Here is a 14,751-nt window from a genome sequence, read left to right on the forward strand (position 1 = left end):
CGCCGGTTCCGAAGTCAGTACGGATACGACCATGTCCTTATTGGGCAAACATGGCCGCGTGGCCGTGGCGTGTGGGTTTCCCGATAATGGCTCGAAGGCCTTTTTCATTCGCGCGCGTGCAAAGTTGGCACCGTCCGGCGTCTGTCGCGGGCGGCTGAACGGTTATGAAATATTCCGTGCCTGGGATTATCAGAAGGCCGCAAACTTCGCGATACGCCGGCTGAAGCCGGATGCCTTGCTGTTCCAATATGGACGCTATGATAAGTTTTATAATAAAGTAGAGACAAGAGATATTCCAGTCTTGGTCTTCCTGAGAATGACCAATTACAAGACATATGGAATGGATGCTGAACTGATCTCAAAGGCGAAAAACTGGCGATATTTCGCGGTGTCCGACTTTGTGTCCCAACGGTTTCAGGATGACTTTGGCATTCGACCTGCGGTTTCAGGGCCATTGATAAGACCGGAAAAAGTGGCGGTCGGGTCCACCGGGTCAAAGGTGCTTGTCGTCACCACGCACGCGCAGAAGGGCGGAAAACACGCAGTGGCGGTGATCGAAAGTCTGTCCCACTTTCCATTTCTTGTCATTGCGGGACGGGGCAAGGAAAGTTCGATAACTCAGAGATTGAAGGCACTTCCCAATGTGGAGTTTATCACTCGCCTCACCGACATGAGGGAGGCGTACAGCAAGGCACGCCTGCTGCTGCTGTGCACCGGTACCGGCACCGGGCTGAAGGATCCTGACCCCATTTACGAGGCCGCGGGCCGGGTGGTCACTGAAGCACAGATTTCAGGGATACCCTGCATAGTGCCCAAGGAAAGCGGAGCTCTCGAGCGGATTAATGGCGGTGGGGTCGGCGTTTCGGTTCATGCGCCCGTGTCGGAATGGGCGGATGCCGTTTCCAGCCTAATGTGTGATGAGAAATTGTGGCAGAAAATGTCAGGCGCCGCACGCTTGTCCAGTGCTAAAGCAGAAAACCATCATGAGCATGTGTTCGCCCGGCTTCTGACATCCATCAACACCTTGATCTCGGCACGCTCCTGATAGCGGAAGGGGGGGCAGATTGCTTGTTCGGCAGCCTGCGTCGCAAATGGCGCTGAATGCTATGACAGCGTAAACCGCCGCGCCAATGCTTCCACGGTGCGGTCTGCGGCGATCTTTGCAAGCGTGTGCTTGAACTCTGCTGCGTCACCCTGAAGCTGGTCCGGCGTCAGGCTGGCAATGAAGCCTGCCATGTCCTCTCCCCGTTCGACCAGATAGCCGAACCGGCCATAGCGCCGCTGCCAGTCGCGTGTAACCGCAGTCATCGTGGTCAGGACGGGGATGCCGTAGGCGACGCAGTCCAGCAGCGTACCGCTGGCAGCCAGCGAATAGCGCTTCGCATCCAGCGGCAGGCAGATCAGGTCGCTGACGCACACGGCCGCCTCGAAGGATGGCCTGTCGAACCGCTCGATGGCCGGTGGAACGGCAAACAGGGCGTCGTCCTTGCCGTCATATTTATCCGCGCGGGCGCCGACGACGGCGAAGTCGAATCGGTCCCGCCCGGCGCGTGCGGCATCGGCGAAATGCGCGAAGCCCTTTACGACGAAGGTTCCGCCGATGAAGCTGATGCGGGGGCGCTCTGGCACGGGGCGCTCCATTGCATGGGCCACCAGGGCCGGCACGGGATGCGGCAGGACCGTAACCGGCGGTCGGGGATGCACCGTATTTTGCAGGACGTCGACGATTGCGGGTTCAAGCACGACCAGCCGCAAATTCTTCATGTCCAGCCGCTTCAACGTGCCGAACATGTCCTTGCGCCGGTGAAAGGGATTGCGTGACCGCCAATGTGCCGGTTGCGCCAGTTCGCTGTGCGTGATCGCATCGATCGGTGGCCCCGCGCGCAGTCGCTTGTCCGCCGCCAAAGCGCGCAAATGACGTGCCTGTGCGCCCAGCAGGACAATGTTGGACCCATCGACGCCGCCTGCCACAGCCTCTGCATAGGCGGCGTCACTGACAGGTTTTACCTGCTCTTCCACGGTGGTGCAGCGATCCGGCAGGCCTGCGCCGATCAGACATTCGATATGGGACGCGCTGCCGTGAAATATCAGGTCCCGGTCCGGGTGCGCCAGCCGCAGAATGTTCAGCAATGCGCTGTTGAACGGCTGATGAGTCTGGCCCGTCACCTCCATATCGAAAATGTGGATCATTTGTCCGCCCTAAAACCTCATTGCCGCCCCCGCTACTCCCTCCTTCTTGCCATTGAGTTAGGATTGGTCCGCGTATAGCGGACGAATTGGTTGTAAAAGGGTCCGATATGAGTGGTTTTGCCGGATATCTCGAACGGGCAGGCGGTGCGGTTTCCGCGACGGAGCGCGCGCACCTCGATGCAGGCCTTGCAGGGCTCAGCCGCGATTCCCGCGATACCATCCGAACGCTGCGCGCCGGGCGCGTTGCCCTGGCGGGTTATATCCTGACCCCCGGCAGCGCGCATCTGCAGCTCGGCGCGGACACCGCAACCATGATCGTTGGCGACCCGGTTTACTGCGAATCCGATGATTCCGCCGCTGCCGACCCTACGGATGGTTTTGCCCGGCTCGCCGAATGTCTGGCGGGGCAGGGGGATGCGGCGCTTCTGCGGACGCGCGGAGAATTCGTGGCGGTCAGTTTGCGCGCCGACAGCAGCCTTCGGCTGGCGTCATCCCACTGCGGCACGCGGCCGCTGCACATCTACCAGGACGACGACCTCGTCGCCTTTGCCACCAATCAGCGGACGCTGGCGGCGATGCTGCCAACGCGTTTGCGAATGGACCCTATCTATGCGTCGGAAATCCTGACGACCGGCACGCGCAGTTGCTGGGGCACGCCCTTTGCCGACACGATCCGCCTGCGCGATGCGGAAACGGTTACTGTCGACGATGCAGGGTTACGGCGCCGCCGGTGGTTTGACTGGGCCGATCTGCAGATTGCCGATCGTTCCTATGACGATACGCTGGACCTGATCGAGCGTCGTTTTCTCAACGCGGTTCGGCGCCGCCTGCGCAATGCCGATGCGCGCACCTATGCCGCCCTTTCCGGCGGTCTCGACAGCCGCATGGTCGTGACTGCGCTCAGGAAACTGGGTGTTCCGGTTCGGACGCTCGCATTGGGCGGCCCCGGCTTTGCCGACAATGAACTCAGCAAGCTGGCGGCGCAGGCCCTCTCTACCGATCATCATATCTTTGCCGTCGATGCGGGACATGCGCTGACATATGCGCCGTTTTCCGGCCTCGTCGCCGCCAATATGCCGCGCGATCCAGGTCACGAAGCCGCGCCGCTGTGGTTCGGCGATGGCGGCAGCGTCATGTGCGGTCATGTCTATATGGATACGCAGTCCATCGACCATTTCGCCACCGCGTCAGCAGAAGCGCGCGCCGAGGAAATGATGAAGGAAACGGAGGAGACGGCGAACCTTCTCGATGCGTCCACGCGCGACCGGAATCTCGCCGGTCTCGCCCGCCGCCTGCGCGAAGAATATCAGGACGCCGACCGCGCCCCGCCCGATAATCGCCAGCGCCTTTATCTGCTGCGTACCGATCAGCAATGGCATGCCGACGGCTGGTTCGAACATATCGACATCTTCCGCAGCGCGGAGTGCATGCCCTTTTTCGACGCCGATTATATCCGCGCTGTGATGGAAAGCCCGCCGGCACATTTCCTGATGCACCGGCTGCAGAACGACCTGCTGAACCGGCTCGACCCCGCCGCATATAATGTCCCATGGCAGGTCTATCCCGGACATTTGCCCGGCCCCGCGCCATTGCCTGAGGGACTTAGGAAACAGTGGGATTCCGGCGTGCGCGCGCGCGACATGTTTCGCCAGGCATGGCGGGAAAACCTCGACGCCCTCGCCGCCTCTCCGCGCCGCGACATTCGCAGGCCGATTGCCCGCACACGCCTCGCCCTCGCGCGTATCCTGGTCCGTACACCGCTTTATCACCGGTTCTTCATCGAGCGGCTGGCGCTCTACGCCCGCTTCCTGCGCATCGTCCCCTTCACGCGCGCGACGATCAGCTTCGGGCCGGAAATCCCGCACGAACATTATCCGCCGAATTGACTTCCGGCCTTCGGGGGTCCATCTCTGTTCTCACTCCAAGGGGTGTCCTTAACGGGCTGAGACCGCGAATCGCGCGGGACCCTTCGAACCTGATCCGGGTCGCACCGGCGTAGGGATGGAAGCTGTCAGAGGCCCGTCATGCGCCGCCCCGCGTCCCGAAATTTACGAGGACACGGATAGATATGGCCGACATTCCCGCACGCACCGAAATGCCCGACGCGAACGGCTCCGCTCAGATGGACGCTCAGATGAACGTCACCACCGGCCCGCTGCCCGCCAGCCGAAAGCTGTACCTGCACGGACAGCAATATCCCGACATCCGCGTCCCGGTCCGGGAGATCGAGCTGGAAAAGTCCGCGATGGAGCCGCCCGTCCGCGTCTATGACCCCAGCGGCCCCTATACTGACGCCGACGCCCGCATCGACATCATGGCGGGCCTCGCCGATGTGCGCTCCAAATGGATTGAGGCGCGGGGCGACGTCGAACGCTATGACGCCCGCGAAGTCCGGCCCGAAGACAACGGCTTGCGCGCCGGCACGCGGAAGGAGGCGGTGCGCCCCTTCCCCAATGTCGTGAAGCGTCCCCTGCGCGCCACGGGCGGCGGCGCCGTCACGCAACTGGCCTATGCCCGGCGCGGCATCGTCACGCCGGAAATGGAATATGTCGCCATCCGCGAAAATCTGGGCCGCACCCGCGCCATCGAAAACCGCGACAAGGGCGAGTCATTCGGCGCGCAGATCCCCGATCTCGTCACCCCCGAATTCGTGCGGGACGAGATCGCCCGCGGCCGCGCCATCATCCCCGCGAACATCAATCACCCGGAACTGGAACCGATGATCATCGGCCGCAATTTCCTGGTGAAGATCAACGCCAATATCGGCAATTCCGCCGTCGCCAGCGATGTCGCGGCAGAGGTGGACAAGATGGTCTGGTCCATCCGCTGGGGCGCGGACACGGTGATGGACCTGTCGACGGGCGAGAATATCCACAACACCCGCGAATGGATCCTTCGCAACAGCCCGGTGCCCATCGGCACCGTCCCCATCTATCAGGCGCTTGAGAAGGTCGGCGGCGTCGCAGAGGATCTGACCTGGGAAATCTTCCGCGACACGCTGATCGAGCAGGCGGAACAGGGCGTCGATTATTTCACCATCCACGCGGGCGTGCGCCTGCCCTATGTGCCGATGACGGCAAAGCGCGTGACGGGCATCGTCAGCCGCGGTGGCTCCATCATGGCGAAATGGTGCCTGTCGCATCATAAGGAGAGCTTCCTTTACGAACGCTTTGCCGAAATCTGCGAAATCTGCCGCGCCTATGACGTCAGCTTCTCCCTCGGCGACGGCCTGCGTCCGGGCAGCATTGCCGACGCCAATGACGAATCCCAATTTGCCGAGCTGAAGACGCTGGGCGAACTGACGAAGACCGCCTGGGATATGGATTGCCAGGTGATGATAGAGGGGCCGGGCCACGTCCCCATGCACAAGATCAAGGAGAATATGGATCTCCAGCTAGAGGAGTGTCACGAGGCGCCCTTCTACACGCTGGGGCCGCTCACCACCGATATTGCGCCCGGTTACGACCACATCACCTCGGCCATCGGCGCGGCCCAGATCGGCTGGTACGGCACGGCGATGCTTTGCTATGTGACGCCAAAGGAGCATCTGGGCCTGCCCGACCGCGACGATGTGAAGGTCGGCGTCGTCACCTACAAGATCGCCGCCCACGCCGCCGACCTGGCAAAGGGGCACCCGGCGGCAAAGCTGCGCGACGATGCGCTTAGCCGGGCACGCTTCGATTTCCGCTGGCGCGACCAGTTCAACCTGTCGCTGGACCCCGAAACCGCGCTCAACTACCACGACCAGACCTTGCCGGCAGAGGGCGCAAAGGTCGCCCATTTCTGCTCCATGTGCGGCCCCAAATTCTGCTCCATGAAGATCACCCAAGACGTCCGCGACTACGCCGCCACCCTCAACACCGACGAGATGACGGCGGTGGAGGAAGGGATGAAGGACATGAGCGAGAAGTTTAAGGAAGAGGGCAGCGACATCTATATCCCGGCGCGGGAATGACTCCGCGGCAGCGGTTCAGCAAATAGCGGCCGCTGTCAAAATCGTGGGAACCGCGCAGCGCGGGGGGCGCCCATGTAGGCAAATTTATTATTGCGTCGGTAAATAAGCTTGATCGATTTGCGAAAAAGAACGTCACTCTGAGCTTATCTTTAATCCGAACATTCCAACAAACATTTTTATTCTATTAAAAAATTCGTCGAATGTGACAATGTCAACTCCTTTTAGCTCTTGCCTAAAAACTTCGAAGGAGCGTTTTTCCTCGTCTGTTTTAAGAGATCTATAGTCACCTGCTATAATAACCCTTCGAGGATGAAAGGCGGTAACCACTCTACCATCTAGGGATTTATCCGTTAACATAGAAATTCGTAGCTGCTCTAAATAATCGTTTACTTGTACTACAGCTCCGGAAATATCAGACGATGGAGAGTAAACGCTTCCTCTGTATTTTGTTTTATTAATTAGCTTCGTGGTAGGATTTTTAATTTCAACGATAAGTGCCTGTTTTCCGGCCCCGCCAGCAAGTAAAAAGTCAGTCATTCTTGCTCCTGTGCCATCAACTCTCTGCCCCCCAACATAAGCGGATTCTTCAATTACTGTTATATCTGCCGCAAATAGATGAGTAAAAATATAAGCATGCTCAGAGAACAGTTTTTGCCAAAATGCTTCTAACGATTCATCTTGATTCGTCGTCCATGTATTATAAAGCCAAATAAACCGAGCAACAGAATTTCCCATTTCTACCACGTCGGCAAATTCAGCTTCAAAAACGCCCATGGAGCGAAATCTTTCAGCATTTCCCGCCGCCCAGGCAGCTTCAACAGGACTATTATTTTCAATTGCTTCTAAGGTTTTTCCGTAAAAAATACTTGCATAAAAATACCATACATCTTTAGATGGTTTGTTATGATCTTTAATTATTGTTTCTATCATTTTCTCGTTATCATGATCATTTAAATTTATACCTTTAAAGATTCCAGAAGAACATAACATATTGTCGATGTCATTCATCATCTTTTCGGCATGGTCAGAAAAATCCGCAGAGTGTTTAGATAGGCCTAATTTGTGATTAAATACTTGAGAGGCAAAGCTAGAAACACCCGCCCTAGTCATTCTCAAACCCGCTTTGAGTGGGTTTGCTGATAGTACAATATCCGGCATAGCCAATCGGTCTCCCTTTCGTATTTGGATCCCGTGGCCGTTTATCCCCCGTTCATGAATATGAAGATCGCGTCCACATCCGGAGCATGGACGAATTACATGAGGAATATTAGTTGGTGCATCAACATGGCTTTCGCATATATGGCATTCGTCTTGTGGGGACACTCTGATTTCCTTTACCGAAATAGTGAACTCGAAAAGGGGATTATAATAATTCGCGTGATCTGTGCCAGAAAAATCGGAATGAGTGTGTAGCTGAACTATTAAATCAAATTATCCTTCAAAAAAATCGTCATGGAAGGCGCGATAAGTCACGAAGGACTCTTAATCGTATTTATCGGTCGCGTCGCTGTTTTGAGGCCATAGGATGCCTTATTGGTACGAGTTTATCTTTCCAATGCGGAACCGTTGCTGCGCCGTTCGCTAGATATTTCGACCATTTACATGGGAGCCACGATGAACGTTCATTTTAGAACTGGTGGGGCGATGCCAACCATCTGGCCATGAATGAAGGCTGTGCGGTTACGGGTTCGGTGCGGGGAGCCCCTGCACCCGCCTGATGAAGGCTTTTCGGCGCCCGCTGAATTCAGGCAGGCGCCGTCCTCCTACTTATCCTTGATCACGGTGCCCTTGGTCGAGGGATTGGAGACGTTCGTCTTTACCTTTTCCTTCTTCGGCTTCTTGGCTTCCTTATTGCCCTTGCGATTGTCGCCCTTACCCATGTGCTGATCCTCCGCGCCGGGCGCACGGCAGATGTGCGGGCCTACGGCGTCGGACTCTCTTACGCCGGGGCGCGGGCAAAGCGCACATGATTTCTTGCTGCCGCAGGTCGTGCCCCTATCCTTTGCGGCCTCTGTCGGGGCCATGCGGACGCGCGGGATTGCGCCGGGTCCGCCGGCCCGGCCCGCCGCCATCCGCCGCATTCGGCTTGCAAAATAGGATTTTTCCTGTCTTCTGGTACGGCTCCTTCGATTGTTGCGAACAGGGAGCATCCCAATGACCTCTCATCCCAGGACCCCGGCGGCACAGCCCGGCGAACCCGACCGCTTTGCCCGTTTCAACCTGACGCCAGAGGAACGCGCACTGGTGCTGGGCGGGGCAGGGACAGACTCACAGACCGGGGAAATGGCGAGGGCCCGGGCAGGCGCGGATACGCCGCCGCAGACTCCCGAACCGCCGCACGACCATGCCGACGCGGATCTGAACCCCACGACCGGCCGCCGGGCGCGCCCTCTGCAGGAGGATGGCACCCCTTTCGCGCCCGCCACCCCGGCGCCGCGCGTCGATGGCTGGACGCCGGAACGGCAGCGGCGCTTTATTGAGGCGCTGTCCGAAACCGGCTCCGTCGCCGATGCCTGCCGCACCGTCGGCATGGGCCGCTCCTCCGCCTATGAACTGCGCCGCCGTGCGGACGGCGAACAGTTTGCTGAGGCATGGGACGCTGCCCGCGCACAGGCGTGTCATGCGCTGCTCGACACGCTGATGGACCGGGCGATGAACGGGCAAAGCGAACAGGTCTATGATGCGTCCGGTTCGCTGCGCGGGGCACGCCGCCGCTTCGACAATCGCCTGGGCCAGTGGCTGCTGCGCCATCTGGACCCTGTCCGGTTCGGCGCGCTCGCCGATGTCCAGATCGATGGCGTACAGGATTCCCCCCGCCGCGCCCGCCGCCGCTTTCCCGCCATCCTGTCCGGCCTGTTCCGCACCCCCGCCGCGCCGGAACCGGACACCCGCTCGCCCGACGCGTCCCCCACCCCTGCGCCCACCCCAGCCCGCACGCCCTCACGCGTGTACGTGCCCGGGCACACACCCCCGCCCACACCCCCACGCGCGCCCGCACACACGCGCTGAGTGTGCACTTTGTCCGGTTCGGGGCAGTGTCCGGTTCAGCTTTCGCCGTCCAGTTCGGGATAATAGCGGAATATGCCGTCGCCAAAGGGCAGGCAGCGGTCGCTGGCGAAATAATCCCTCAGCTCGGGCAGGGCGGCGATGCGGTCCCAATGGGTAAACAGGGGCGAATAATCGCCGCTCAGCGCGACCATGCGCCGGGGAAAGGCGTGGTTCAGCCCGCTCATCAGAACAAAGAACCCCGTATCGGCATAGCTCCACCGGTCGCCGCCAAAAAATTCGCCGCCGTCCAGAGCCTTGGTGAAATGGTCCAGGAATTTGGGGATGCGCTGTTCGCGAAACACGGCGGCGGCACGCTTTGCCTCCGCCTTCTGATCGTCATAATAGGCGCTGTCGTCGACCGGGTGGTGGGTGTCGTGGGCCTCCGCCGTCACGTCCATGATGGTCAGCATCAATTGGCTGGTCCAGAACCGTCCCTTCACGTCGTCGGGTGCCAGTCCGTGCCGCTCGCCCAGGAACATCAGTATATTGGCCGTCTGCGCGATCACCAATTCTCCGGTATCCAGCCAGGGCGGCGCAAAGGGCGGCGTGCGGGAATAGCTGTCCCGCTTCGCCCATACATCGGCGTCCTCCTCTCGCCCGCGCTCGCGATAGGCGATGCCGCCGGCCTCCAGCGCGATGCGCACGAACTCGCCGCGTCCCGGAATCCCGGGCCAGTACCAGAAATCATATGTCATGGGGGTGCCTCCATCTCGATTCTTGTCCATGCTAAGCCTAACGGCCGGAACCCCGATCGGTGTCCGGCGAAGGGAGGCGCGGCATGGCCATTCATATCGGTGTCGGCGGGTGGACCTATGCCCCTTGGCGGGACAATTTCTATCCCGCTGACCTCAGGCAAAAGGACGAGCTGTCCTATGCCGCGGCGCATCTTACCGGGCTGGAAATCAACGGCACCTATTACCGCCTGCAAAAGCCGGACAGCTTCGCCAAATGGGCGGCGGCCGCACCCGATGGATTTCGCTATGCGGTAAAGGCGTCCCGCTATGCCACCAACCGCAAGAACCTCGCCGAAGCGGGGGAGGCGGTGGCGAAATTCTGCGGCCAGGGGCTGGTGGAACTGGGCGATCGGCTGGGGCCGATCCTGTGGCAGCTGGCACCGACGAAGCGCTTCGACCCGGACGAGATCGCCGCCTTTCTCGATCTGCTGCCCGCGCGGCAGGATGGCTGTACCCTCCGCCATGCGCTGGAGGTGCGGCACGACAGTTTCGCCTGCGACGCCTTCGTCGATTTGATGCGCGACCGGGGCCACGCCATCGTCGTCGCCGATCACCCCGATTATCCGCAGATTGCGGATCTGTCGGCGGATTTCGTCTATGCGAGGGTCATGCGGGCAGAGGCGCAGCAGCCCGCCGGCTACACCGACGCCGCCCTGTCGGAATGGGCGCAGCGGGCACATAGCTGGGCCGATGGCCATGCGCCGCAGGGCCTCGCCTATCAATCGGCCCGCGAACCGGCCCGCTCCTCCGGCCGTGACGTGTTCCTGTTCTTCATCGGCGCCGCAAAGGAGCGCAATCCAGCCGCCGCCATGGCACTGATGGAGGCATTGTAGATGGCACCGAAACCGCGCCGCGGCGTTGCCGCCTTATGAAAAAGACACTTTTGCTGCTCTCCGCCCTTGTCCTGGCCCCCCTACTCGGCGCCTGCGCCGAAGAGGCCCCGGTCCCGGAAACCGCGTCTGTGGAAGATGCAACAGCAGAAGCGCCGCCGCCGGAATCGGAACCGGCCCCGGCCTCTGCCCCGGCCCGGGCAGACGATACGCTCTCGGTCATGGGTTGGAACGGCATCCAATTGGGCGAAGCGCCCGGCAGTGCCGCCGCCGACCTGGGCTTCGCCGATGATGGCAGCTACACCGACAGCTGCCGTATCTGGAGCGCCGAAAACGTTCCCGGCGTCTATCTGATCGTCGAGCAATTCGATGTCGGCCCGCCAGTCGTCGCCCGCATCTCCAGCTCCGGCGACCCCGAAACCTCGCTTCGCACGGCAGAGGGTATAATGGTTGGTTCGACAGAAGAGGAGGTGCGCGCCGCCTACGATCCGTTGGGTGAACAGCCACACAAATATGATCCGGCGCCCGCAAAGAATCTCGTCTGGGGGCCAGAGGGAAGCGCCTCGGCCTTGCGTTTCGAAATCGGCGAGGATGGTCGAGTTATGGCTCTTCACGCCGGCATCAGTCCGACGTTGGGTTATGTCGAGCGCTGCTCATGACCGTCCCGGTCTCCCCACACAGGGAGGCATTTTCAGCCATGGAACACTTCGCCGTGTGGCGACTTGACTGCTCTAACTAGAGGAATTTGGCATGGCGGCACGTGCAAGCTGGACGGGGCAGATCAGACTGGCGCTCGTTTCGATTCCGGTCGAGCTGTTTCCAGCAACCAAAAGCGGCGCCAGTATACAGTTCCGCCAGATCCACGAGCCGAGCGGCAAGCGCATCAAGTATGAAAAGGTCGTACCCGGCATCGGCCCGGTAGACCGCGATGAAATCATCAAGGGCTATGAATATGAAAAGGACAGCTACGTCCTTCTGAATCAGGACGAGCTGGAATCGGTAAAATTGGAAAGCAGAAAGACGCTGGAACTGACCCAGTTCGTCGAGGCGCACGAGATCCCGGTACTGTATTACGAGAAGCCCTATTATGTCGTTCCAAAAGATGACCTGGCCGAGGAGGCCTATATCGTTCTTCGAGAGGCCCTTAGCAGCAGCGGCAAGGTCGGTTTGGGACAGTTGGCGATGCGCGGGCGAGAAACCATCGTCGCGCTGAAACCCTGCGGGCGCGGGATGATCGCCGAAACCCTGCGATATGCCGATGAGGTCAGGAAGGCAGCGTCCTATTTCGACGATGTCGGCGATGCCGAGCCTGCCGAGGAACTGCTCGAGCTGGCGGCCACGCTGATCGACAAAAAAACCGTTCCGTTCGATGCTGGCAAGTTCGAGGACCGCTATATCGAGGCCTTGCATGAACTGATCGACGCCAAGCTGAAATCGAAGGGTGGAACCGTCACAATGGATGAAGAGGCGGACGCGCCCGCCGGGGGAAATGTCGTCGACCTAATGGCGGCGCTGAAGAAATCGGTCGAGGGATCTTCGAGTGGCAAAGCGCAAAGCAAGAAACGCAAGTCCGCCTGATCCCGCCACGCTGCTGGCGGATTATAATGCGAAGCGCGACTTCAAGAAAACCGCCGAGCCGAAGGGGCAGGGCGGGGCCGGAAGCGGGCGCACCTTCATGGTGCAAAAACACGATGCCACACGGCTGCATTATGATCTGAGGCTGGAAAAGGACGGTGTCCTGAAAAGCTGGGCGGTGACGAAGGGGCCCAGCCTGAATCCTGATGACAAACGGCTGGCCGTTCAGACCGAAGACCACCCCCTGTCCTATGCGACCTTTGAGGGGACCATTCCAAAGGCGGAATATGGCGGCGGCACCGTCATGCTGTGGGACCGTGGCACCTGGGAGCCCATTGAGGGCAAAAGCGCTGCGGATCTGGAAGAGGGCCATCTGCACTTCCGCCTCGACGGCGAACGGATGAAGGGCGAATGGCTGCTGATCCGGATGAAGCGCCGGGAAGGCGAGAAGCGCGACAATTGGTTGCTGCGAAAGATAGACGATGCCGAGGCGGGCGCATCGGGCGGCCTGACCGAAGCCTATCTGACCAGCGTCGAGACGGGCCGCACCATGGAGGAAATCGCCGCCGGAAAATCGCAGCGAAAGACGCGGAAGAAAGGCGCAAAGACAGCCGCGCTGCCGGCCTTTTCCGCACCGCAACTGGCAACATTGTCCGATAGCGTGCCGTCTGGATCCGACTGGCTGCACGAAATGAAATATGACGGATATCGCGCTCTGATCGCGGCACGCGGTGAGGACGTAAGGATATTCACACGCTCGGGAAAGGATTGGACCGAGCGTTTTCCCGCCGTGGCACAGGCGGTTGCTGCCGCCGGGTTCGGCAGCGTCCTGATCGATGGAGAGATTGCGGTTCTGGATAAGGATGGGCGCCCCGATTTCGGTGCTTTGCAGTCCTCCTTCGACAATAAGGGAGCGGGACAGATCCTTTTCGCCTTTGATCTGCTGGAAAGCGATGGGGAGGATCTGCGCGGCCTCACCAACATCGAGCGGAAACAAAAGCTCGCGTCCCTACTGCCACCGGGAGACAAGGTAATCCGATATGCTGACCATGTCGTTGGCAAGGGGGAGGCATTGTTCGATGCCATGTGCGCCAAGGGGCTGGAGGGGGTCATCTGCAAAAAGGCGGATGCGCCCTATCGCAACCAGCGGACGCGCAACTGGCTGAAGGTAAAATGCATCCGCAGGCAGGAATTCGTCATCATTGGCCGCTCACCCTCATCGAAGAAGGGCCGGGACTTCGCGTCCCTTCTGCTGGCGCAGAATGAAGGGGGAAAGCTGGTCTATCGCGGCAAGGTTGGGACGGGCTTCGACGAAGACACCATGTCTGCACTGGCGAGCAAGCTGGACGGCCTGTCCCGCAAGACGCCGCCAGCAGAGGTGCCGAAAACCGCTGCCCGCGGTGCTGTGTGGGCGACGCCAAAACTGGTTGCCGAAATCGCCTTTGCGGAATTTACCGGTGAGGGCGTCCTTCGCCATGCCAGCTTTATTGGGCTGCGCGAGGACAAGCCGCCGGAAGAGGTGGTTACCGAACGCGCAGTCGCTGCGCCCACGGAAGCCGTTGAGGTGGCGATCTCCAGCCCGGACCGCGTCATTTTTCCGGATGCCGGGATCACGAAGGGCGAACTTGCGGACTATTATCGCAATGCCGCGCCCTTGATGCTGCCGTGGGCGGCACGTCGGCCGATCAGCCTGGTACGCTGTCCCGGTGGGCGCGCAAAGCAGTGCTTCTTCCAAAAGCATGATCCGGGCAGCTTTGGCGAACATGTTCTGGGCGTCGCCATTCAGGAAAAGGACGGCGGTACCGAGGATTATCTGTACGTCGAGGACAAAGCCGGACTGCTTGCCTGCGTTCAGATGGGGACGATAGAATTTCATGGCTGGGGCGCCCGCGTCGACGACGTTGAGCGGCCCGATCGGATGGTTTTCGACCTGGATCCTGATGAGGGCCTGGATTTCGCGGATGTACGCCAGGCGGCACTGGATATTCGGGCTCATTTGGCCGACACGGGCCTTGAAAGCTTCGCCATGTTGTCGGGTGGCAAAGGTGTGCACGTTGTGGTGCCGTTGAAGCCCGATGCCGAATGGCCGGCGGTGAAGGATTTCGCCTCTCGCTTTTCCCGGGCGCTGGCGGCAGCCGAACCCGAACGTTTTACCGCCACCATGTCGAAGGCCAAGCGAAAGGGGCGCATCTTTATCGACTGGCTGCGTAATCAGCGCGGCGCGACGGCGATCCTGCCCTATGCCGTGCGCGCGCGGGAAAACGCACCCGTGGCCGCCCCGGTATCATGGGCGGAACTGCCGAAGATGGACAGCGGCGCTGTCTTTACCGTCGCGACGTTCGACCGCCTGAGGGGGCGGGCGGGCGGTGCCGCCCTCGCCGGGTGGGGGGAAGCGGACCAGGTGCTCCCCTCCCTGTAG

Annotated in this window: 11 protein-coding genes and 1 riboswitch; of the genes, 8 read left to right on the top strand and 3 right to left on the bottom strand. The window is 60.3% G+C overall.

Annotation, left to right across the window (positions count from 1 at the left end):
* The first annotated feature begins 31 nt into the window (after positions 1-31).
* Complete coding sequence (locus ACSMXM_RS00975) at positions 32-1,045, top strand: glycosyltransferase (RefSeq protein WP_460313164.1); 1,014 nt, start codon at positions 32-34, stop codon at positions 1,043-1,045.
* 59 nt (positions 1,046-1,104) lie between these two features.
* Here ACSMXM_RS00975 and ACSMXM_RS00980 read toward each other — a convergent pair whose 3' ends face one another.
* Positions 1,105-2,190: a hypothetical protein gene (locus ACSMXM_RS00980; protein WP_460313165.1), complete on the bottom strand. Its 1,086-nt coding sequence runs from the start codon at positions 2,188-2,190 to the stop codon at positions 1,105-1,107.
* Between the two features lie 107 nt (positions 2,191-2,297).
* Here ACSMXM_RS00980 and ACSMXM_RS00985 point away from each other — a divergent pair, with 107 nt between their 5' ends.
* Positions 2,298-4,076, top strand: coding sequence for an asparagine synthase-related protein (locus tag ACSMXM_RS00985; RefSeq protein ID WP_460313167.1), 1,779 nt, complete (start codon positions 2,298-2,300; stop codon positions 4,074-4,076).
* Positions 4,077-4,104: 28 nt separating this feature from the next.
* Positions 4,105-4,209, top strand: a riboswitch (TPP riboswitch).
* Positions 4,210-4,258: 49 nt separating this feature from the next.
* Positions 4,259-6,145, top strand: a complete 1,887-nt coding sequence (gene thiC, locus ACSMXM_RS00990) for a phosphomethylpyrimidine synthase ThiC (RefSeq protein WP_460313169.1) — start codon at positions 4,259-4,261, stop codon at positions 6,143-6,145.
* 132 nt (positions 6,146-6,277) lie between these two features.
* On the opposite strand, the gene ACSMXM_RS00995 is transcribed toward thiC, so the two are convergent.
* Complete coding sequence (locus tag ACSMXM_RS00995) at positions 6,278-7,303, bottom strand: Shedu immune nuclease family protein (RefSeq protein WP_460313171.1); 1,026 nt, start codon at positions 7,301-7,303, stop codon at positions 6,278-6,280.
* A gap of 996 nt (positions 7,304-8,299) precedes the next feature.
* Here ACSMXM_RS00995 and ACSMXM_RS01000 point away from each other — a divergent pair.
* Positions 8,300-9,154 carry a terminase small subunit-like protein gene (locus tag ACSMXM_RS01000; protein WP_460313172.1) on the top strand — a complete coding sequence of 285 codons (855 nt, stop codon included), beginning with the start codon at positions 8,300-8,302 and terminating at the stop codon, positions 9,152-9,154.
* A gap of 35 nt (positions 9,155-9,189) precedes the next feature.
* Here the strand turns inward: ACSMXM_RS01000 and ACSMXM_RS01005 are convergent, their stop codons facing one another.
* The gene (locus ACSMXM_RS01005; protein ID WP_460313174.1) at positions 9,190-9,888 is read right to left on the bottom strand and encodes a glutathione S-transferase; all 699 of its coding nucleotides are present in this window, start codon (positions 9,886-9,888) and stop codon (positions 9,190-9,192) included.
* An 83-nt stretch (positions 9,889-9,971) separates the two neighbouring features.
* On the opposite strand from ACSMXM_RS01005, the gene ACSMXM_RS01010 reads away from it, so the two are divergent.
* From ACSMXM_RS01010 to ligD, 4 genes are all read left to right on the top strand, one after another.
* Positions 9,972-10,760, top strand: coding sequence for a DUF72 domain-containing protein (locus tag ACSMXM_RS01010; RefSeq protein WP_460313175.1), 789 nt, complete (start codon positions 9,972-9,974; stop codon positions 10,758-10,760).
* Between the two features lie 35 nt (positions 10,761-10,795).
* Positions 10,796-11,416 (top strand): hypothetical protein, encoded by a 621-nt coding sequence (locus tag ACSMXM_RS01015; RefSeq protein ID WP_460313177.1) that lies wholly within the window; start codon positions 10,796-10,798, stop codon positions 11,414-11,416.
* Between the two features lie 91 nt (positions 11,417-11,507).
* Entirely contained in the window at positions 11,508-12,335 is an 828-nt protein-coding gene (gene ku / locus ACSMXM_RS01020; RefSeq protein ID WP_460313179.1) for a non-homologous end joining protein Ku, read from the top strand.
* On the top strand, positions 12,298-14,751 hold the full coding sequence (gene ligD / locus ACSMXM_RS01025) for a DNA ligase D (protein WP_460313180.1): 2,454 nt from the start codon (positions 12,298-12,300) through the stop codon (positions 14,749-14,751). The genes ku and ligD overlap by 38 nt, the downstream gene beginning before the upstream one ends.

Source organism: Pacificimonas sp. ICDLI1SI03, assembly GCF_054740865.1.

What these genes read in the sequence shown, in the direction of transcription:
- ACSMXM_RS00975 (WP_460313164.1), top strand. Translation starts at nt 32, where the DNA reads ATGTCCTTATTGGGCAAACATGGCCGCGTGGCCGTGGCGTGTGGGTTT.
- ACSMXM_RS00980 (WP_460313165.1), bottom strand. Translation starts at nt 2,190, where the DNA reads ATGATCCACATTTTCGATATGGAGGTGACGGGCCAGACTCATCAGCCG.
- ACSMXM_RS00985 (WP_460313167.1), top strand. Translation starts at nt 2,298, where the DNA reads ATGAGTGGTTTTGCCGGATATCTCGAACGGGCAGGCGGTGCGGTTTCC.
- thiC (WP_460313169.1), top strand. Translation starts at nt 4,259, where the DNA reads ATGGCCGACATTCCCGCACGCACCGAAATGCCCGACGCGAACGGCTCC.
- ACSMXM_RS00995 (WP_460313171.1), bottom strand. Translation starts at nt 7,303, where the DNA reads ATGCCGGATATTGTACTATCAGCAAACCCACTCAAAGCGGGTTTGAGA.
- ACSMXM_RS01000 (WP_460313172.1), top strand. Translation starts at nt 8,300, where the DNA reads ATGACCTCTCATCCCAGGACCCCGGCGGCACAGCCCGGCGAACCCGAC.
- ACSMXM_RS01005 (WP_460313174.1), bottom strand. Translation starts at nt 9,888, where the DNA reads ATGACATATGATTTCTGGTACTGGCCCGGGATTCCGGGACGCGGCGAG.
- ACSMXM_RS01010 (WP_460313175.1), top strand. Translation starts at nt 9,972, where the DNA reads ATGGCCATTCATATCGGTGTCGGCGGGTGGACCTATGCCCCTTGGCGG.
- ACSMXM_RS01015 (WP_460313177.1), top strand. Translation starts at nt 10,796, where the DNA reads ATGAAAAAGACACTTTTGCTGCTCTCCGCCCTTGTCCTGGCCCCCCTA.
- ku (WP_460313179.1), top strand. Translation starts at nt 11,508, where the DNA reads ATGGCGGCACGTGCAAGCTGGACGGGGCAGATCAGACTGGCGCTCGTT.